Source organism: Bartonella sp. TT67HLJMS (assembly GCF_042193375.1).
Classification (GTDB): domain Bacteria; phylum Pseudomonadota; class Alphaproteobacteria; order Rhizobiales; family Rhizobiaceae; genus Bartonella; species Bartonella grahamii.
Map to the genome: position 1 here is coordinate 106,160 of NZ_JBHILP010000003.1, position 20,906 is coordinate 127,065.

Here is a 20,906-nt window from a genome sequence, read left to right on the forward strand (position 1 = left end):
TGATACAATATCAATATAAGGTGGTTTTAAAAGATTGAATGCTAGGATATTTACCTCCCTCATTTAAGTTTAAAACAAATGACTCATTATCATTATAAATCAATATAATAAGTCAAATAAAATAATTAGAGTAATTTTTTATCACTCTGAAAATAAGGGCTTTTAAACAATAGAGTTTTTTTTGAAAATACCTTTCATGGATACATATGATCCCAATCTAGTGGACGCATCTCGCCAGTTTGATAAAATTGACGAATGAGCTTAATATAATCAAGAAAGTCTTTGTTTTCCTCCACTAGTCTATTAGCAGTATCCCAGTCAATATCACTACGTTCTTTGGCAGGAATTAAAATCTCACTCTCGGAAGAGTTTTCCTTATTAAGTCTTATAAATCCAACTCCATGCAAACTTGAAAGCATTCGAAGCTCTTTTAATGTATCAACTCCTTCAATTTCACTAGCAACTAAATAACTCAAATTAGCCCATGACGAATTACTAACTGTTTGAAAAAATGCTTTTCGTAAATTTGAACGATTGATGAGAATTTTTACTTCAAAAGACCAAAGCTTCGTTTTTTTATCAAAATATTGCAAAACACAATCTTTGATTTCACGATTCCATTCACTGCTTAAATCTTGCATTCCTACGAGATCTGGATAAAGCCATTTATTTCCGCCTGCACCATGTTTATTACGAGAACATTTCTCATTAATGCGCTTGCTGTAAACTGCAAGCTCTGACCATAAAAATTTAGATAATAACGGATAAAGATCATGCTCTTTAACAGAGTCATCTTCTGTTCTACTCTTTGCATTGTCCTCTATTGCATCAATTTCAGCACTATCTGTTTGTTCAGTAAAATAATATTGTCGCGGTCGTCCTTCAGTGGTTTTAATTTCTGAATAACGCTTTTGTAACTGAGGGCGTTTTGCCCCTATTTCAGCAACAATTTGCTGAATAAGAGCTGCATCACTATTAAGGGGAGTGATTATTGCCGTTGAATTCTTTTGTTTTTGACGGCATTTTTCTGGGTAATTTTCAAATATCCATTGAGCAATTTCTCGAGCTGTAAACTTTTTTGTCGGGTTTTTCCTTAAAAAATTAAAAACAGTGTTTGTTAAATTTAAAGTCATATGAAAAACTCCCCCTTTTATCCTCTGGGTATTTCATTATATTCAGGCGTTTTAAATGAAAGAACAATAAACTGTCTAAGTTTTTTAAAAAAAGCACATTTATCAAATTAATTAATAAAATTAAAATATTTTTTGAATTTGTGACTATAAACTCAAAGATTTTTTTACATAAGGAAAATAAGATTGTACTTTTATAAAAAATTGGTAAATGTGCTAAAAATCTCCATAAAAAATCACAATCTTGTGTAACTTTTCTATACATTTTTCCTTTTATTTTAATGTCGTTAGAAAAAAATATTAATTTTTTGATTTAAGAACTCCTTAATACTTTTAAATTAATGATGCGATAGTGCAAAAAATTAAAAATAATTATTCAAACATTTGATTGAACCTCACATTCGTCAATTAAAAAACTTATGTGTTCTATTTTTGACGCAAAAAGTTATGAGCTCTCAAGTATAGATTCTGCAATGGTAAACTCTGCACACAAACCTCCAAAACTACTATTTGCTTTAATAGCATCATGGGGAATAAAAACATAATACCATTTTTTACCGCCATAAGTAGCCGCATAGCGCGTTGCATGACAACACCATTGAACTGCAGCTTCTCTCTTTTTTAACACAATAGGATTTTGCATTTCAGAGGCTTTTTTAGGCTCACAAAGATATTTGACATATTCATTCTTAGAAGTGAGAAAAATACTTTTATGGGTACGCAATTCTCGAATTAAAAGTTCTTTACTAACAGGTTGCAAATTTAAGCTTTCTAGATTTTTCAAATCGAAATCAGAAAAACCATAAGTCACGTCACGCGAAGGTATGAATACAATATTGGGAATATCTATCATCAATTCTGCTAATTCTTTTGTCAAAATTGTAACCACTTTTGATACAAGAGACTTTTGTGATGAAGGCTTAATATTCATAACTTTATTAGAAATTTTTTCTTGTATAGGTGCAGAATAAAGCATTTGAGAACTTGGCAATTTATCATTCTCTTTGATAATATCCCACGCGATCGCTGCAATTTCTTGCTCCTCAGGCGTTATGTAGGGGTATCTGTATTACGTAACATGATACCTTATAAATCAGATGTTCCATTTATATCGGAACTACGTGTTACTATCGTTCTTATAAATAAAGCTTCTACTTGACTTAGAACCGTCACTATATCTGTTTTTTCAGAGGGTATATCTCCCCCTTTTCCAATCTCAATATGCTTTTTTATAATTGAGTTTGGATCCTTTGCACGATCAATAATATCTTGAAAACGATCATGCGCAATAATTGTTAAACGATCAATGGCTTCCACGCCTGTTCTATACCCATAAGGCAAACGCAATCCACGCCCAATTGTTTGCTCTGTTAAAATTTCTGAAGCCGATGCACGCAACGGTACAATAGTATAAAGATTCGTGACATCCCACCCCTCCTTTAATTTATTAACGTGAATAACAATTTCTGTTGGTTCATGAGAATCTTCAATTGCAATAAGCTTTTGAATATTTTGCTCTTCTTCTATATTCGACTGTTTTGTATGAATCTCTAAAATTTTTCCCTTATAGGTACATGAAAAAAATTATGTGATTCCAATAAATTCCGTAGTTTTTGTGCATGAGTTGTATCTTGAGCGATAACTAAAATAAAAGGCTTAATGAACTTTTTGTTATAGGCAACTAAATCTGTTTTCACATTTTAATGGGCATGAATTGCATCTTGCAATTTGATATGTTCTAATTGCTCAAATGTATAATTTTGAGGTTGAAAATCTTTACGCGTAGCAACAGCAGGCTCTTTTACAAAACCATCCCTCATAGCCTCTGCAAGTGAATAGCTGTAAACAACATTTTTAAAATCTACAGGTTTTGCACCTATTGTTTTTGGTGTCGCTGTAAGCTCTATTCCTAAAACAGGTTTTCACTCATTAATTGCCATTGCACTAGCAGCAAGCACGATAACGATGTGCTTCATCTATTAACAAAACTAAATCAGGAAGATTTACGAGATAATCAAAATAACTTTCGCCAATCGTTTCTTGCAAGCGTTTAATTGCTGGAATACTGGATTTTAATGCACCTTTTTTGTTATCTGTTGTATTAATTTTAGAAATATTAAAAATATTGATAAAGGCTGTATCCTTACTCTCAAACAAACGCTTTTGTCCTTGAAAGTGCTGATCATCAGTGCGAATACCTTTACCACTTTCATAATCGTCACCTGTAATAATAACAGGTCTATTTGCAATGAATTCACTTATTCCACTAAAGACATACTTTGGGCTTTGGAGACTAAAATCCTGTTTTAATTTTTCATAAATAGTTAAATTTGGAGCTAAAATAAAAAAATGGCGACTGCGACCTGTTAAATAAAGATAGCTGATAAAAGCACCCATAAGTCGCGTTTTTCCCACACCCGTTGCTAAAGCAAAACAAAAAGAAGGAAAGTTTTGTTCAAAATCTTATACAGAAGGATAAAGATTTTTTATCACTTCCAACTCTGCAACCAAATCAGCATTTTTAGAAAGCTCTATATTTTTTAAGATTTTTACCAAAATATTTAAAGACTCACGTTGAGGATTACACAACGATAAGCGAGCAGAAATCCTTTTTTCAACAGTGTTTATGAAAAATTCCGCGTTTTATATATTATTCAAATAGATCTAATTCTTTTTGTGCAATATCTTTATCTTTGTTGCTTTCTTTTACCACAATCATTGGTTCAAGATTGGCTATATTTAAACTGTAATCATCCCTTCCCCATTCGCATTTTTCTAATACTGCACGGGGAATTTTAGTGAGTGTTAGATTTTCAAATGATGCTGATTTTGTATCAAATGCTGTCCCACAAATCAGCAAAGTGCGATGAGAGCCTACCTCTTTACTTATAATACGGAGGTATTCATGAGTCATAGCGTTTGTTGTGACATAAATATAATCTGTCGCAGTTGAATACCCTTGCATCCAATAATGATTTTCATCAGGTGCATAGGTAAACCCCATATGTTTGCACATTGCTTCTGAAAGCATCGCAGCATTATATTCGCGACTAATAATCTATTGTCCCCATGGATCTTTTTGCAACAGAGAAGGTGTAAGGCGATAATAACGGAATCCCCCGCCACCTTGCCAATTGACACTTTTGGAAATTCCCCCTTGATCAGTTCCATCAATGACTTGTTTTAAACGAGGGATAATATGGGTGTGACAATGTTCACCAAGTTCAATCATAATCCACTTTCTTCCCATTTTATGAGCAACAGAACCGGTCGTGCCAGAACCAGCAAAAGAATCCAGTATAAGATCACCGGGGTTGGTGGCAAGTTGAATGATGCGTTCCATTAACCGTTCCGGTTTAGGAGTTGTAAAGACATTATCAGAATTAAAAACTTTGACTTCTTTTTTGGCATCTTGGTTGTGCCCCACTTCTATATAGGGCCAAATCGTCATTGAAACCGTACCATTTTTTACTTCTGATAAAAAACGCTTCAGAGAAGGAACATTGCTTCCTGTTGGACCAAACCAAATACGATTATCTTTTAATAATTCAAAGAACTTTTTTCATTCATAGCCCAACTTCTACCATTAGGGGGCATCACCTTGCGTCCAGAAGGTGTGATGATTTCATAAATATCCTTAAGCGTCACTCTTTTTACGGATAAATCTCCAGATTTCCAAGGACCGCGAGGATCATTATCAGGATTTTTATAGCGCGCATCCATATCGCTTGAACGAGGAAGCAATTGAGGACGCCAAAACATTTTATCTTTGGCATAAACCATTATAAAATCATGGTTATCAGAAAGCCATTTTGTATCATTTTGTGGAGCATATTTCTTTTGCCAAATAATATTGTTGATGAAATTTTGGCGACCAAAAAATTCATCCATCACCACTTTAAGATAGGCTTGTTCATCATCATCAATGGAAATCCAGATACTTCCATCATCCGCCAGTAAATGATGTAACAATTCTAGCCTGTCTCTCATAAAACTTAGCCATATGGAATGCTCTAAACCATCTTCATAATGTTCAAAAGCATTACCTGTATTATAAGGCGGATCGATATAGATACATTTTACCTTGCCTGTATATTCTTTCTCAAGTGCTTTGAGTGCGAGTAAATTATCACCAAAAATAAGTTTATTATCAAAAATATCCTGAGATGATATTTGATGTGAGGCATGATAAGATTTTTCACGATCTTCTAATAAGATATGAGTTTTTAGTTTGGGACGTTTCTCTTTTCCAATCCAGTTAAGTTCTAATTTTTGTTTATTATGATGCATGTAATCGTTTTTAAATCCAAATGTTTGAGAAAAACGATGCATTCACGAACAGTATTGTTAGTACCATCCGACAGCAATTTGAGCTTCTTCTGACATACAATCAGGTGTCCATGGTGGATCAAAAGTCATAGTGACTTCAACATACGAAACCCCTTCAACTGCACTGACTGCATTTTCTACCCACCCCGGCATTTCACCAGCAACAGGACATCCCGGTGCTGTAAGAGTCATTTCAATTTTTACTGAACGATCATCTTCAATATCAATACGATAAATCAGTCCAAGCTCATAAATATCAGCAGGAATCTCTGGGTCATAAACTGTTTTGAGAGCAGCAATAATATCATTCGTCATACGATCAATTTCATCTGCTGGAATTGCTGATATATAAGATTTTTTATTTTCGCTTACAGTTTCAACAGATTCTGTAGAATGACGCTCTTCAATTGATTCAGCCATTAAAAAATGTCCTTGTTTCTTTCAATGCTTCTACTAATTGATCTACATCTTCTTGAGTGTTATACATGGCTAATGATGCCCGACAAATAGATGTTAGACCAAAGCGCTGTAATAAAGGCTGTGCACAATGGGTTCCCGCGCGTATTGCAACTCCTTTTCTATCAATAAACATAGCGATATCATGGGCGTGAATCCCTTCAATTGTAAATGATATAATAGCTCCTTTATTGGGAGAATGACCATAAATACGCAATGACTCAACCATTTTAAGTTTTTCCTGCGCATAAGCTAAAAGGGACCTCTCATGGGCATGAATCGTGCTACGACCTTTCTCTTGTATATAATCAATAGCTGCAGTTAATCCAATAGCTTCAACAATAGGAGGAGTGCCTGCTTCAAAACGGTAAGGAGGAGCATTATAAAAAACCTTATCGGTTGTTACCTCCTCGATCATTTCCCCTCCCCCTTGAAAAGGACGCATTTCTTCTAGTCTATCTTCTTTACCATACAAAACACCAATACCGGTGGGACCATAAAGCTTATGACCTGTAAAGACATACCAATCACAATCGAGATCTTGCACATCAACGGTTAAATGTACTGCTCCTTGAGAACCATCAACAAGAACAGGAATAGAATTTTGATGTGCGAGCTTAATAATCTCTTTAACAGGAGGTACAGTTCCTAATATATTGGACATATGCGTAATAGCAACAAGCCGCGTTTTTTCGCTTAAAGCCTTTTGGAAATCTTCAGTGTGCAGAATACCATTTTCATCGACAGGAACAAAAATAAGTTTAACACCTTTTTGTTCACGGAGAAAATGCCAAGGAATAATATTTGAATGATGTTCCATGATCGTTAGAACAATCTCATCACCTTCTTTGAGTTTGGGCATAGCCCAACCATAAGCAACGGTATTAATAGCTTCTGTTGCATTTTTCGTAAAAACAATTTCTTCAGCTTTTTGAGCATTTAGAAAAACACGAACGGTTTCACGAGAATTTTCATATGATTGTGTTGCTATATTGGCTAAAAAATACATTCCCCTATGCACATTAGCATAACTATAATGATAATAATTATTCATTGCATTGAGTACAGACACTGGTTTTTGGGCAGAAGCACTACTATCAAGATATGCTAATCGCTTTCCATAAACTTGATGGTCCAAAAGAGGAAAATCACGCCGAATTTCTTCGACATTATAAGTAAATGTTTTTACGTTATTTTCCATTTTTTCTACCTTAAACATTTTTTTCAAGCCATTTACTAATGATATTCTCCAAAGCAATTTGAATATTATCTTGCTTGATCTCATCAATGAGCTCAGAGATAAATCCTTTAATCAAAAGTGCACGAGCCGTTTTAAATGGGATACCACGCGCCATAAGATAAAAAAGATAATCATGATTAATATTAGCAACTGTTGCACCATGACCGCATGCAACATCATCAGCAAAAATCTCCAGTTCAGGCTTTGCATTAAATTCTGCATCGTCTGAAAGAATAAGGCTATTACAAGCCATGCGTGCATCTGTTTTTTGCGCTTTTTGAGACACACGTATTATTCCTTGGAAAACACCAGCAGCCTTATCTGTAACCACATTGCGTATAATTTCACTTGATGTTGATTTTTCTTCCACGTGACGAACAGTCATTGTTAGATCACTATGTGTTTGTCCTGATAATAAATTTATAACGCGTAATTGAAAATCAGATTCTTCTCCCTGTAATTCAATATCGACTTCTTGGCGATTTAATTGGCTCCCTATATTAATGACATAAAGTGATAACTTCGCTCTTTGATCAAGAACAGCACAAAATCGACCAAATTGTGTAGAATTAAAATCACGATTGCGAATGAGAATCCATGTAACATCACTATTAGCAGCAACATTTAATGAAAATATTGAACTGACAAAGGTATCTTTATCATTGCCAATCTGATGTTCAATAAACGTAACTTGACTATTTTTATCAACTTTTATATCCGAAAAAATATGAGATTGTCCCCCCATTTGTATATTTTGTAATTCAATGGGTATATTTAACTTTGTATTTTCAGGGATGTGAAAAAGCCAACCATCTGTAACAAAAGCTGTATTTAACTGTCCAATAAAATCCTCATCGGAAATGTTTTGATTTATCTGTACAGAATTATCTTCTAATGCATCTGAAAGGCGTTTTACTGTAATATTATCTACCTTTGACTCTATCGATGTTTTTCCATTGTTTATGGAGAAAACAGCACTTTCTGAAAGCAAAGCATCAACCAATTGATTGTTTTGAACTTTTGAAAAATTGCTAATAGACTTCAGTAAGGTACGCAGATTGGTATAATGCCAGCTTTCGATTTTACGGGAAGGAAGCTGTGCCGTTTGAAACTGCTCAATAGTTTTCTTGCGGATTTCCTGTACAGCTTTATTACCAGGTAAGTCGTTTACACACTGATTGAAATTACTGAGTATATTTTCTTCAACTGCTAACAAGTTTTGTTGTGTATTCATATTCAATAACCTCAAACCGCTTCCCTGATAAGATCAGCATACCCATTTTGCTCTAAATAAAGCGCTAAGGATTTATCTCCGCTTTTAATAATTTGTCCTTTATAAAGAACATGTACCGTGTCAGGAATAATATAATTAAGCAGCCGTTGATAATGGGTAATCACCAAAAATGAACGTTTTGAATCCCGAAGTTTATTAACACCATCTGCAACAATTTTTAATGCATCAATATCTAAACCAGAATCCGTTTCATCTAAAATGCAAAGTCTAGGTTCAAGAAGTGCCATTTGTAAAATTTCAGCGCGTTTTTTTTCTCCACCTGAAAAACCTACATTTAATGGACGCTTTAGCATATCCATATCTATTTCAAGTTTGGCTGAAACTTCTTTAACACATTTTATAAATTCAGGAATTTTAAGCTCTTTGTCACCACGCGCTTTGCGTTGAGAATTCATCGCAACTTTTAAAAATTCCATCGTTGCTACCCCTGGTATTTCCATTGGATATTGAAATGCAAGAAAAACACCATATGTAGCACGTTCTGCTGGATCCATTTCTAAAAGCGATTTTCCATTATAGAGAATATCTCCTTCTGTTATTTCATAATCATCACGACCAGCAAGCAAATAAGACAAAGTTGATTTTCCGGCTCCATTTTGTCCCATGATAGCGGCAACTTCTCCATCTTGAACTGTCAAGTTTAAACCACGAATAACTTCTGTATCGGTCCCAGCAATACGGGCGTGCAAATTTTTTATCTCTAACATAATTTAATCCTGTTTTGGCTGTTTTTCAGATACCAATGCGTATTATTTTGCCTTAGCATCCATCTACTTTTGTAATTACCATAGAGGTCATTTTTAGCATTATTTGCTACTGTTACAGCCCTTTTACATCAAGTCTTCTATTTATCTAATTCAATAAATTATCCAACACTACCTTCAAGGCTGATACCAATAAGCTTTTGTGCTTCGACAGCAAATTCCATGGGAAGTTTTTGAATGACCTCTTTTACAAAACCATTTACAATTAACGCGATAGCTTCTTCTTCGGGAATTCCTCTCTGCATAACATAAAAAAGTTGGTCATCAGAAATTTTTGATGTTGTGGCTTCATGTTCAAACTGAGCTGTTGCATTTTTTGCTTCAATATAAGGGACTGTATGCGCACCACAATCATTTCCGATTAACAAACTATCACATTGCGTAAAATTACGCGCATTTTGTGCTTTTCGATGTGCTGTAACTTGTCCTCGATAAGTGTTATTTGAAAAACCTGCAGAAATGCCCTTGGAAATAATACGACTGGATGTATTTTTTCCCAAATGAATCATTTTTGTACCAGAATCAATTTGTTGATGACCGTTTGCAACAGCAATAGAATAAAATTCTCCACGCGCATTATCACCACGGAGTAAGCAGGATGGATATTTCCAAGTAATCGCAGAACCAGTCTCAACTTGTGTCCATGAGATTTTAGAGCTATCACCTCGACAATCTCCACGCTTCGTCACAAAATTATAAATACCGCCCTTTCCATTTTTATCGCCAGGATACCAGTTTTGTACTGTAGAATATTTAATCTCTGCATTTTTAAGGGCAATAAGTTCAACGACAGCCGCATGAAGTTGGTTTTCATCACGTTGGGGTGCTGTACACCCTTCAAGATAAGAAACATAGGAATCTTCAGCGGCGATAATCAATGTTCGTTCAAATTGGCCAGTGTTGCGTTCATTAATCCTAAAATAAGTTGAAAGCTCCATAGGACAACGAACCCCTTTGGGAATATAAACAAATGAACCATCTGTAAAGACAGCTGCATTTAAGGCCGCATAATAATTATCACTTATAGGTACAACTGTTCCTAAATATTCCTTAATAAGCTCAGAATGTTCAATAATCGCCTCTGAAATAGAACAAAAAATCACACCAGCACGTGCCAGCTCTTTTTTGAATGTTGTTACAACAGAAACAGAATCAAAGACTGCATCAACAGCCACCTGCCCCGATACAGACATACTGTCATCGAAAGTAGAGGGATCAGACTGTTTTCTTACTCCTGCCAAAATCTCTTGTTCTTTAAGGGGAATGCCAAGTTTTTCGTACGTTGCTAATAACTCAGGATCCACTTCATCCAAAGATTTTGGTCCTGTATGATTTTTTGGAGCAGCATAATAATAAAGCTCCTGAAAATCAATTTTAGGATATTCAAGACGCGCCCAATGAGGCTCTTGCATTGTCAGCCAACGTCGGTAAGCTTTTAAGCGCCATGTTAGCATCCATTCAGGCTCATGTTTTTTAGCAGAAATAAATTTGATAATATCTTCATTTAAGCCTTTTGGAGCTTTATCTGTTTCAATATTGGTTTCAAAACCATATTTATATTGGTCAACATCTATTTCACGTACTTGGCGTATTGTTTCTTGTACTGCCGGCATCAATTTTCTCCATTTTTTGGCGTCAAAAACCGGTAACTATTGGCGTCAAAAACCGGTAACTAAAAATCTTGTTTTTTTACAAGATTAAAGTAGCAAGTTATTTCCTAGGCTATAGGTAAAGTGCAAAAATTTCAATCAAACTTATCTTATTTTTAAAATAATTCTAATTTTATAACTTTTTGATGATAGATCTTACTCTTTTTTCCTGTTTATAATTTGAGAAAACAACGATAGAAAATCATCAATATCCTCAGAAGTTGTGTCCCGCCCTAGCGAAATGCGAATGGCACCATTTGGAACATGATACCCCATTGCCTCCAACACTTTGCTTTGTTTTACTTTTCCCGAAGAACAAGCAGAGCCGGATGATATAGAAAACCCTTCTAAATCAAAAGCAATTTGCATCGTTTCAGCTTTTATATTTTTCACGGTAAAGTAAGTTGTATTTGGCAAACGTTGAACTCTTTTGCCAAAAATTTCAACATTTTTACTTATTTTTTGTAGTCCATCTTCTAATTTATTGCGTAAATATATTAACTGTTTTATTTCTTCCTGTGTGAAACAATCAGCCATTGCTGCCCCAAAAGCAGCAATAAGGGACAGTGCTTCTGTTCCTCCACGGAGACCTTTTTCTTGCCCTCCCCCAATAATAAGAGGTTGTGGCATAAGAAGATTACCACATGAAACAAAAGCACCTATTCCTTTAGGACCACCAATTTTATGTGCAGACAGTATAAAAAAATCTCCTCCTAGCTGATTAATATCCACGAAATTTTTATCGACATATTGTGTCAAATCAACAATAAGAGTACCTCCTAAATCCCGAACAATAGCGGCGATTTCTGTTAACGGTTGAATAACACCCGTTTCACTATTTGCAGCTTGAATAGCAACAAGAGGTAAACCTTTTGTTTTATCGTGAACCGTTAAGAATGATATTAATTTATCTTGTTGAATGAGCCCATCTTGATCAACAGCAATGACACTTATCAATTCTTTAGAAAAACGCCCTCCCTCTGCAACAGAGGGATGTTCAGTCGCTCCAAGGTAAAGATGAGAAAATTGAACTTTTGCATTCCCCATATTGTAAAAGGGTGTTAACAAAGTCATCGCTGCTTCACTCGCACCAGAGGTAAATACTACGTGATCTGGATCTGTTTTAAGATTTTCAGCGATTTGTCGACGTGCCTTTTGCAACAAGGTTTTAGCCGCACGCCCTTCCTTATGAACCGATGATGGATTACCAAATATCTCTAAAGATTCCACTAACGCCATCCGTGCCATTTTTTTGAGCGGTGTTGTTGCGTTATGATCAAAATATCGGCGTCTTATAACCATTTTACATCGCAATCATTAATCTTATGAATTGATTAAAAAAATAGCGCAATTTTCTTGAAAAGTGCACTAAAAAAAGAATATCTAATAATTATTTAAGAGATTCTATGGTAAAAGTCGACCAAGGTCAATGAAAGCCTTTTATTGCATTTAAGGAGCATTTTATGCCAGAAATTATTTTTAACGGTCCCGCGGGTCGGCTCGAAGGGCGTTATCAACCTTCACAACAAAAAAATGCACCCATTGCGATCATTTTGCATCCTCATCCCCAATTTGGTGGAACTATGAATCATAAAATTGTCTATGACCTCTTTTATATGTTCCAACAACGTGGCTTTACAACTTTACGTTTTAACTTTCGTGGTATTGGTCGTAGTCAGGGTGAATTTGATTATGGAATAGGAGAACTTTCAGATGCTGCTGCTGCTCTCGATTGGGTGCAAACACAACATCCAGACTCTAAAAATTGTTGGGTAGCAGGATATTCATTTGGAGCATGGATTGGTATGCAGCTTTTAATGCGCCGACCGGAAATTGAGGGATTTATCTCAGTTGCCCCTCAGCCTAATGTTTATGACTTTTCATTTCTTGCACCTTGTCCATCTTCTGGACTTATCATTCATGGCGGTATCGATAAAGTTTCCCCCCCAAAAGATGTTCAAATACTTGTCGATAAATTGAAAACACAAAAAGGAATCATCATCACACAAGAAATATTGGAAGAGGCTAATCACTTTTTCAGTGGATGTCATGAAGAACTTATTGAACGATGTGCCCACTATTTGGATAACCATATCACCAATGAACTTCTCGCTCCTCCTCCTGAAATACTTTCACTAACTTAGGAAAACACGATAGATTTATAAAAAATCAGAAAAAGTCGTCTTTGATCATAACAAAGTAATTTTTTTAGTCCGTACTTAAAACTTTTCTAAATTTTATTCTAGGATAGAAATGAGAATAACAGAATGCCTTTTTTCTATCACTGAGAAGTCTGTTTTTTAGCGTAAAAAGGAAATAATACCTGTATTATTATCTTTATATTATCAATATGTCTCTTTCTCTTGTGATGTGTGCATCAGTTATGATAGATAACGCTCCATTATATAAACACCTATTATATGAAATGAATGCACTCTTAAAATTAGGAAATTGAATCTGTGTTTGCCTTTAAATCTGATTTTTTACACATTATGAGCGAACGTGGTTTTATCCACCAAATTTCAGATGAAAAAGGCTTAGATGATCTTTTTTCAAAAGAAACTGTAAGCGCTTATACTGGATTTGATCCAACAGCATCGAGTTTACATGCTGGAAGTCTTCTTCAGATTATGATGCTTTATTGGTTACAAAAAACGGGTCATCGTCCCATTGCTTTAATGGGCGGAGGGACCGGATTGATCGGTGATCCTTCCTTCAAAGATGAAGCGCGACGTCTTCTGACACAAGATGATATTGCTGCAAATATTGATGGTATTAAAAAGGTATTTGCTAACTATTTGACATTCGGTGACCGAGAAACTGATGCTTGTATTGTGAATAATGCTGAATGGTTATGCAATTTAAACTACTTAGAATTTTTGCGTGATGTAGGAAAACATTTTTCTGTCAACCGTATGTTGTCATTTGATTCTGTCAGACTCAGACTTGAGCGTGAGCACTCTTTGTCATTCTTAGAGTTTAATTATATGATTCTGCAAGCTTATGACTTTGTTGAACTTTATAAACGTTATGGGTTGCGTATGCAAATGGGGGGCTCTGATCAATGGGGCAACATTATTAACGGAATCGAATTAGGGCATCGTTTAGGAACACCACAATTATATGCGTTAACATCACCATTGCTGACAACCTCTTCCGGTGCCAAAATGGGTAAATCATTGAATGGGGCTATATGGCTGAATGCGGATATGCTTTCACCTTATCAATTTTGGCAATATTGGCGCAATATAGAAGATGCTGATGTAACAAGATTTCTAAAACTCTATACCCCATTGCCAATGGATGAGATTCTTAAACTTTCTGTATTACAAGGGACAGAAATTAACGAAGCAAAAAAAATTCTTGCAACAGAAGTTACAGCAATGTTGCATGGACGTGCTCTTGCCAATGCAGCCGCAGAGACTGCTCGCAAAACGTTTGAAGAAAAAACTTTGGGAGAAAATCTTCCAACTGTTGAAACTAATGCCTCAGAATTAAAAAAAGGTGTTGGATTGCTCACTCTTTTAGTACAAGCAGGACTCGCTAAATCTAATAGTGAGGCACGCCGACACGTTCAAGGTGGAGGTGTACGTGTAAATGATCAAATTATTGAGGATGAAACACATCTTATTATTGAAGGGGATGTCAGTGCAGAAGGAATCATTAAGCTTTCTTTCGGTAAGAAAAAACATGTTGTGATAAAACCAGTGTAATCTTTTGTTGTTTTGTTTATGTTGTTCACGCCGATCTTGTTCTTTCAATCCAATCGTTGTGATAGAGCAAGTTTTGTTAGGAAAATAAAGGTCTCTTAAAAACAATAATATTCTAGAGAGTTGAATAGTTCTTTTCTTCTGTGTACTCTGATATCTTATACTTATTACACAAGAAAGATGAAAACAATGACAAGATCAATGAAAGGTGCTTTTGCTCCTGATTTTAATTTGCCTCGCGATGGAGGAGAGACAGTATGTCTTTCTGACTTTAAAGGAAAACCTGTTGTTTTATATTTTTATCCAAAAGATGACACCAGCGGTTGCACAAGCGAAGCACTTAATTTCACAAAATTAAAGATGAAATTTGATGAAATCGGTGTTGCTGTTATTGGAATCTCTCCAGATAATGTAAAAAAACATGATAAATTTAAAGTAAAATATGAACTTGATGTCATCTTGGTTTCTGATGAAGAAAAAACAACCCTCGAAGCTTATGGTGTTTGGGTTGAGAAAAGCATGTATGGACGCAAATATATGGGTGTTGAACGGAGCACTTTTTTAATTGATGCAAATGGAATAATAGCAGAAGAATGGCGCAAAGTAAGCGTATCTGGGCATGCTGAAAATGTTTTAGCTACTGCAACACTTTTACATCATAACGGTAACTTATAAATTGAGTGTTTGATTTACCTTAAAAAGCAAAAGTCATCCTCCGAATTGATTTTAGTTTTTCAATGGATTCAATTTTTATAATATATTGATTTATAAGGATAATGAATTGTTTTATATTTATATTAGTCCTCCGAATATCGCAAATTTTTCTTATTTCAGCTTTCTATCACTTGCAATATCATAAGCAGGATTGGCGTGTGAGAAAAAATTGAAGAAAGGAACAAGAAAATCCCTCTTTGAACCTTTAAAGTATCAAGAACTATCGTAATATCACAACATCAATAAAACAAACAACTTAAGAAAAAAATCTACATGGCTTGAAGGAAGGATATATAATTAACGAATATCCTCAATTTCTTTGTCTTGTCCATAAATGCGCCGTGCGAGTGCTGCCTCTATAAATGCATCTAAATTACCATTCAGTACAGATTGTGGATCCGTATTTTCAATCCCTGTACGCAAATCTTTGACAAGCTGATAGGGTTGAAGAACATAAGATCTAATTTGATGTCCCCATCCGATTTCTGTTTTAGAAGATTCAGCAGCATTGGTTTCTTCTTCTCTTTTTTTAAGCTCTTCTTCATAAAGCCGTGCACGCAACATCGACCAAGCCGTAGCGCGATTTTTATGTTGAGAACGCTCTGTTTGACATTGAACAACAATACCCGTTTTTATATGTGTGATGCGAACAGCGGAATCTGTCGTGTTAACATGTTGTCCTCCTGCTCCTGATGCACGATATGTATCAATACGCACATCTGCCTCTGAAACATCAACTTCAATATTGTCATCAATAACTGGATAAACCCAAATGCTTGCAAAAGAGGTATGGCGCTTTGCATTCGAATCAAATGGAGAAATCCGAACCAAGCGATGAACGCCTGATTCTGTTTTTAACATTCCATAAGCATTATGCCCTTTTACAAGAATAGTCGCTGACTTTATTCCTGCTTCTTCTCCATCATGAATTTCTAAAATTTCAACCTTCATTTCATGCTGTTCAGCCCAGCGCATATACATACGTAAGAGCATAGAAGCCCAATCTTGGCTTTCTGTTCCCCCTGCTCCAGCATGAACTTCTAAATAGGTATCATTCGGATCCGCCTCTCCTGAAAGAAGTACATCAATTTGCCTTTTATCTATCTCATTTTTAAGATTACGTATTGAATTTTCTGCATCAGCGATAATTTCAACATCACTTTCTTCTTCGCCCATCGCGATAAGCTCAATGCATTCTTCAAGTGTTTTTGTAAATGATAAAAGACCATTGATTGAATCATCAAGACGTTGACGCTCACGCATCATATCCTGTGCTTGTTGTGCATCATCCCATAATGACGGATCTTCCGCTTTTTGATTAAGATATTCGAGACGTTTTAGTGATTGATCCCAGTCAAAGATGCCCCCTTAGCAATTGAATTGCTTTCTGGATTTCATCAACTAATGTTTCTATTTCTGCTCGCATAATTTAACACCGTATTTTTTAACACTCTTTCTGGTTATGTCTCTAGAATTTTATACAAATTTGATAGCTGCTGTGAGGGAACAGCACGGACTTATCATTCTATTTACAGGACCGACACTGTAAAAAAAAATAAAAACTATAGACTCATGGCGAAAGGAGATTTTGTTGATTAATACAGCCCACCTGTCCCACTTTCAAGAGCTTTATTGACTTGTGGAGAAGTAGTTACTGCAGGAACACCTTCTTGAAAAGAATTTGTACTCCCAATAACTTGATATATATCAGCAGGACCAGTCCCTGGTTTAAATGCTTCTATAATGACATCTTGATCTCCTCTTTCCGCAAGCATTCCTGTTTTCCGATTAATTGGCATTAAAATCATACCCTTTGGCATCTTAAAGGGAACATCTGGCTTTCCTTTAAGAGCATTTGCCATAAACTCACCAAAAATAGGTGCAGCTAATGAACTTCCGGTTCCATTATATCCTAATGGAGCAGGTTGATCGTAGCCGATAAAAATACCAACGACAATGTCAGGAGTAAATCCCATAAACCAGACATCTTTAGAGTCATTGGTTGTCCCTGTCTTAGCGGCAATATGTCGATTAAGATAACGTAAACGTGCTGCAGTACCACGCTGAACAACCCCTTCCATCATGGAGGTAATCTGATAAGCTGTCATAGGGTCAAGAACTTGATCTCGCTCATCAATCAATGTGGGTTCACGTTGATTATTCCATGAAGGCGTATTACAATTTTCACAAATACGATCATCATGACGATAAATTGTCTTTCCATAACGATCTTGAATTCTGTCTATCAGAGAAGGCTTAATAGAGCGTCCCCCATTGGCAATAACTGAATAAGCTGTAACCATTCGTAATACTGTTGTTTCACCAGCCCCTAAAGCCATGGGAAGATAAGGCTGCAATTTGTCCACTATGCCAAAGCGTTCTGCATATTCAGCGACAAGAGGCATTCCCATATCATTGGCAAGCCGTATTGTCATAAGATTACGAGAACGCTCAATACCATAACGCAACGTTGAAGGTCCTGCAAAGGTACCACCATAATTTTTGGGTTGCCAAACTTCCCCATTATATTGACGAACTTCAATGGGGCCATCTAAAACAACGGATGCTGGTGTATACCCGTTATCAAGAGCTGCTGCATAAACAAAAGGCTTAAAAGCAGACCCCGGTTGGCGATAAGCCTGGGTTGCACGATTGAATTCAGATGCAGCAAAAGAAAATCCTCCCACCATAGCAAGAACGCGCCCTGTATGAGGTTCCATAGCAACAATTGCACCTTCAACCTTTGGAATTTGTTGTAAACGATAAGTGTTGTTTGTATTGGATAGTTTTTCAACAAAAATGACATCCCCAACTTGCAGAACATGAGATAAGTTCTGAACAGTTTTTCGATAACCATTTTCCTTTACAACATGGAGTGCCCATTTTGAATCAGATTCAGATAAAACAGCAATTTCCCGTTTTTTTGATAATATACCCGAAGCTTCGCGCTGTGGCTGTAAACCAATCTCTACTTTATTGGGATTAGCAGAAAGAACAACAGCTAAACGCCATTCAGGAACATCACTTAGCCCCGTGATATTTGCAAGTTCTATCCCCCAATCACCTTTTTCATCGATATGCGCATAAGCTCCACGCCATCCTTGCGAATGATCAAATCTAATTAATCCAGCGTGCAAAGCACGTCGCGCAATAAGTTGTAAATGCGGATCAAGCGTTGTACGAATGGAAAGCCCACCTTCATAAAGTGTCTTAGCCCCATAGCGATGTATTAAACGACGGCGCACTTCTTCAGTAAAATAATCAGCCGCAAAAACATAGCTATCACTCCCACGTATTGTCGCTCCTAAAGGTTTAGCTTTCGCTTTTTCACCTTGTTCACGCGTTACATATCCATTTGCAATCATCCGATCTATAACCCAATTGCGCCGATCAATAGCACGTTGTGTATTCTTAAATGGATCATAATTTGCTGGCCCTTTTGGAAGAGCAGCCAAATAAGCACATTGTTCTAGCGTCAGATCATTGACGGATTTATTGAAATAGGTCAAAGAAGCAGCTGCTATACCATAAGTACCACGACCCAGATAAATTTCATTGAGATAAAGTTCGAGAATATGATCCTTTGAATAAGTTTTCTCAATACGCATTGCTAAAATAGCTTCCTTAAATTTACGCTCTAACGTTGTTTCTGAACTTAAAAGAAAGTTTTTAGCGACTTGTTGCGTTATAGTTGATGCACCCTCTGGGCGTCTTCCAGAACCAATATTACGAATATTATTGATCAAAGCTCGAGAAAGTCCTTCAGGATCTAAACCAAAATGATGATAAAAGTTTTTGTCTTCAGCCGAAATAAAAGCATTTATAACAAGCTTTGGTATTGATTGAATTGGTAAATAGAGGCGATGTTTTGTTGCAAACTCTGCCATAAGACGGCCATCAGAAGCATGGACGCGGGTCATTACCGGCGGCTCATAAAGTGAAAGAACTTCATAATCAGGGAGTGCATTTGCTTGACCACTGGTCATAACACCCCACGTTATTGCTCCACAAAGTCCAATAGCAACAAAAAAACGAAGAAGATATCTTAAAAAAATCATCATAAAAACGGCTATCGCTTTCTTAAGAATTAATCAAAGAAAAAATACGTTACTTCAAACACACCAAGCGGATATCACCACAAGATTGGGATCAAGAGAAATTGTTTTCTATCTTTTATTTATACTAGGGTACACTAGAACCCCATATTGATACTCTATTTTCTCACAAATTTAAAGAGGCTGTATCATTTTCTGCCTATAATGAGCAAATTGACGAATAGAATGAGCAATAGAGGCTGCCATTTGTTTTCTCCAATGAGGATCATTTAATAACTTTTCGTCCTCTTTATTGGATAAATAACCTATCTCTATCAAGACGGAGGGTATATCTGAAGCTCTTAAAACTTGAAAATTAGCATACCGATGTGGGTTATTAATCAAGTTAATATGATTCTTTGATAAACTTGAAATAACACTATTTGCAAAATTAACCGAAAATGTATGTGTTTCACGTCGTGTAAGATCCATCAAAATATCTGTAACTTCCAGTGTTTCATCTGCAGGCAAACCGTCTAGCAAATCAACTTTATTTTCATTTTCAGCTAAAGATTTTGCAATGGCATCAGAGGCTTTGTCTGATATGGTATACACTGTAGCACCGCGAAGAGAATGTAGATCAATCGTATCTGCATGAATAGATATAAAAAGATCAGCATCGAACTCTTGCGCTTTTTTAACTCTTTCACTTAGTCTTAAAAAAATATTGGAATCTCGCGTTAAAGCAACAGTAATATGAGAATCCTTTTGTAATTCGTCTCGCAATGCACGCGCAAAGTCTAAAGTCACATCTTTTTCTAAAACTCCAGTAACACCCCGTGCACCGCCATCAATACCACCATGACCAGGATCAAGAACAACACGGAAATTATATGCTGGCATTAACTGCGTTTTTGTATCAAAATTGGTTTTTTGCTGTTTTTTTAATATTTCATCAAATTTTTCTAGTGTAGTTTTACGAATATCAATCAGCAACTGCCATAAACCATTATTTAATTTTTTTACGACACTTTTTTCAATTACAAAGGGCGTTTTACTTGTCAAAATAATGCGTGAAGTCTGCATGTCAGAAAAAGCATAACGCACATCTGAAAGCATAACGGATAATGTATTCTGTTTCTTTAAAGGCGTATTTTGCATCGAAAAATCAATTGTAGGTAAATTGATCACCAACCGTGCTGGCCTGTCCAAAATCTGTAAACGAACATTTGGTTTTGAATTGAAAACCGCAATAATACGCGTATGAACACTATCACCAATGGTTCGAAAATTAATAAGTCTCAGAGGATCTGCGGCTTGAACACTGGTTTGGAATAGCAAAAATAATAATAAAAAGTATGTGACAAGCACAATAACATTCCCATAAGCTATTTTCAGCTTTTTGGTAAAGAAAACTCTTATCATAAGCAAAATACTCTACATTACATTTGTAATAATTTATCTTGGTTATATAAAAACGATACACCAATTTATTCTCTATTTTTCAATAAAAGCTAAATAAACACCCAAAAACGAAATTAAGGTCATTAAAGGCATTATCATTATACATGATTTACATTGTTACT

19 protein-coding genes are annotated in these 20,906 nt (G+C 35.8%); 3 read left to right on the top strand and 16 right to left on the bottom strand.

The genetic code is table 11. The annotated features are described in order from the left end of the window. Positions 1–194 precede the first annotated feature (194 nt). The 13 genes from ACFIJQ_RS02730 to ACFIJQ_RS02790 form a co-directional block, all read right to left on the bottom strand. Positions 195–1,133 carry a COG2958 family protein gene (locus tag ACFIJQ_RS02730; RefSeq protein ID WP_375628406.1) on the bottom strand — a complete coding sequence of 313 codons (939 nt, stop codon included), beginning with the start codon at positions 1,131–1,133 and terminating at the stop codon, positions 195–197. Between the two features lie 442 nt (positions 1,134–1,575). Beyond that, positions 1,576–2,121, bottom strand: coding sequence for a hypothetical protein (locus ACFIJQ_RS02735; protein WP_375628408.1), 546 nt, complete (start codon positions 2,119–2,121; stop codon positions 1,576–1,578). 95 nt (positions 2,122–2,216) lie between these two features. After that, positions 2,217–2,528 carry a hypothetical protein gene (locus ACFIJQ_RS02740; protein ID WP_375628410.1) on the bottom strand — a complete coding sequence of 104 codons (312 nt, stop codon included), beginning with the start codon at positions 2,526–2,528 and terminating at the stop codon, positions 2,217–2,219. A gap of 546 nt (positions 2,529–3,074) precedes the next feature. Next, complete coding sequence (locus ACFIJQ_RS02745) at positions 3,075–3,527, bottom strand: DEAD/DEAH box helicase family protein (protein WP_375628412.1); 453 nt, start codon at positions 3,525–3,527, stop codon at positions 3,075–3,077. A 253-nt stretch (positions 3,528–3,780) separates the two neighbouring features. Continuing rightward, positions 3,781–4,134: a hypothetical protein gene (locus ACFIJQ_RS02750; protein ID WP_375628414.1), complete on the bottom strand. Its 354-nt coding sequence runs from the start codon at positions 4,132–4,134 to the stop codon at positions 3,781–3,783. Between the two features lie 54 nt (positions 4,135–4,188). Further along, complete coding sequence (locus ACFIJQ_RS02755) at positions 4,189–4,581, bottom strand: DNA methyltransferase (RefSeq protein ID WP_375628416.1); 393 nt, start codon at positions 4,579–4,581, stop codon at positions 4,189–4,191. Positions 4,582–4,670: 89 nt separating this feature from the next. Beyond that, the gene (locus ACFIJQ_RS02760) at positions 4,671–5,420 is read right to left on the bottom strand and encodes a site-specific DNA-methyltransferase (RefSeq protein WP_375628418.1); all 750 of its coding nucleotides are present in this window, start codon (positions 5,418–5,420) and stop codon (positions 4,671–4,673) included. A gap of 57 nt (positions 5,421–5,477) precedes the next feature. After that, a complete protein-coding gene (locus ACFIJQ_RS02765) occupies positions 5,478–5,879 on the bottom strand; it encodes an SUF system Fe-S cluster assembly protein (RefSeq protein WP_273787976.1) in 402 nt (133 codons plus the stop codon). Next, the gene (locus ACFIJQ_RS02770; RefSeq protein WP_375628419.1) at positions 5,872–7,116 is read right to left on the bottom strand and encodes a cysteine desulfurase; all 1,245 of its coding nucleotides are present in this window, start codon (positions 7,114–7,116) and stop codon (positions 5,872–5,874) included. Before ACFIJQ_RS02770 ends, ACFIJQ_RS02765 begins: the two co-directional genes overlap by 8 nt. A gap of 10 nt (positions 7,117–7,126) precedes the next feature. Next, a complete protein-coding gene (sufD, locus tag ACFIJQ_RS02775; protein WP_375628421.1) occupies positions 7,127–8,389 on the bottom strand; it encodes a Fe-S cluster assembly protein SufD in 1,263 nt (420 codons plus the stop codon). A gap of 11 nt (positions 8,390–8,400) precedes the next feature. Further along, the gene (gene sufC, locus ACFIJQ_RS02780; RefSeq protein WP_015856380.1) at positions 8,401–9,156 is read right to left on the bottom strand and encodes a Fe-S cluster assembly ATPase SufC; all 756 of its coding nucleotides are present in this window, start codon (positions 9,154–9,156) and stop codon (positions 8,401–8,403) included. Positions 9,157–9,314: 158 nt separating this feature from the next. After that, positions 9,315–10,826, bottom strand: a complete 1,512-nt coding sequence (sufB, locus tag ACFIJQ_RS02785; RefSeq protein ID WP_375628423.1) for a Fe-S cluster assembly protein SufB — start codon at positions 10,824–10,826, stop codon at positions 9,315–9,317. Between the two features lie 192 nt (positions 10,827–11,018). Beyond that, positions 11,019–12,164: a cysteine desulfurase family protein gene (locus ACFIJQ_RS02790; protein ID WP_375628425.1), complete on the bottom strand. Its 1,146-nt coding sequence runs from the start codon at positions 12,162–12,164 to the stop codon at positions 11,019–11,021. A 161-nt stretch (positions 12,165–12,325) separates the two neighbouring features. Between ACFIJQ_RS02790 and ACFIJQ_RS02795 the strand changes: the two genes are divergently transcribed. The 3 genes from ACFIJQ_RS02795 to ACFIJQ_RS02805 all read left to right on the top strand — a co-directional run bounded on the left by ACFIJQ_RS02795 (position 12,326) and on the right by ACFIJQ_RS02805 (position 15,247). Then, positions 12,326–13,006, top strand: a complete 681-nt coding sequence (locus ACFIJQ_RS02795; protein ID WP_015856377.1) for an alpha/beta hydrolase — start codon at positions 12,326–12,328, stop codon at positions 13,004–13,006. Between the two features lie 315 nt (positions 13,007–13,321). Continuing rightward, positions 13,322–14,575 (top strand): tyrosine--tRNA ligase, encoded by a 1,254-nt coding sequence (gene tyrS / locus ACFIJQ_RS02800; protein ID WP_273787980.1) that lies wholly within the window; start codon positions 13,322–13,324, stop codon positions 14,573–14,575. A 186-nt stretch (positions 14,576–14,761) separates the two neighbouring features. Further along, entirely contained in the window at positions 14,762–15,247 is a 486-nt protein-coding gene (locus ACFIJQ_RS02805; protein ID WP_375628428.1) for a peroxiredoxin, read from the top strand. Positions 15,248–15,583: 336 nt separating this feature from the next. On the opposite strand, the gene prfB is transcribed toward ACFIJQ_RS02805, so the two are convergent. The 3 genes from prfB to ACFIJQ_RS02820 form a co-directional block, all read right to left on the bottom strand. Beyond that, a protein-coding gene (prfB, locus tag ACFIJQ_RS02810; RefSeq protein WP_015856374.1) for a peptide chain release factor 2 occupies positions 15,584–16,712 on the bottom strand; the annotation gives its coding sequence in 2 pieces (ribosomal slippage) (positions 15,584–16,642 and positions 16,644–16,712; 1,128 coding nt in all). Between the two features lie 169 nt (positions 16,713–16,881). Beyond that, a complete protein-coding gene (locus ACFIJQ_RS02815; RefSeq protein WP_375628429.1) occupies positions 16,882–19,347 on the bottom strand; it encodes a penicillin-binding protein 1A in 2,466 nt (821 codons plus the stop codon). Between the two features lie 168 nt (positions 19,348–19,515). Beyond that, positions 19,516–20,745: an N-acetylmuramoyl-L-alanine amidase gene (locus tag ACFIJQ_RS02820; RefSeq protein ID WP_375628431.1), complete on the bottom strand. Its 1,230-nt coding sequence runs from the start codon at positions 20,743–20,745 to the stop codon at positions 19,516–19,518. Positions 20,746–20,906: the final 161 nt, after the last annotated feature.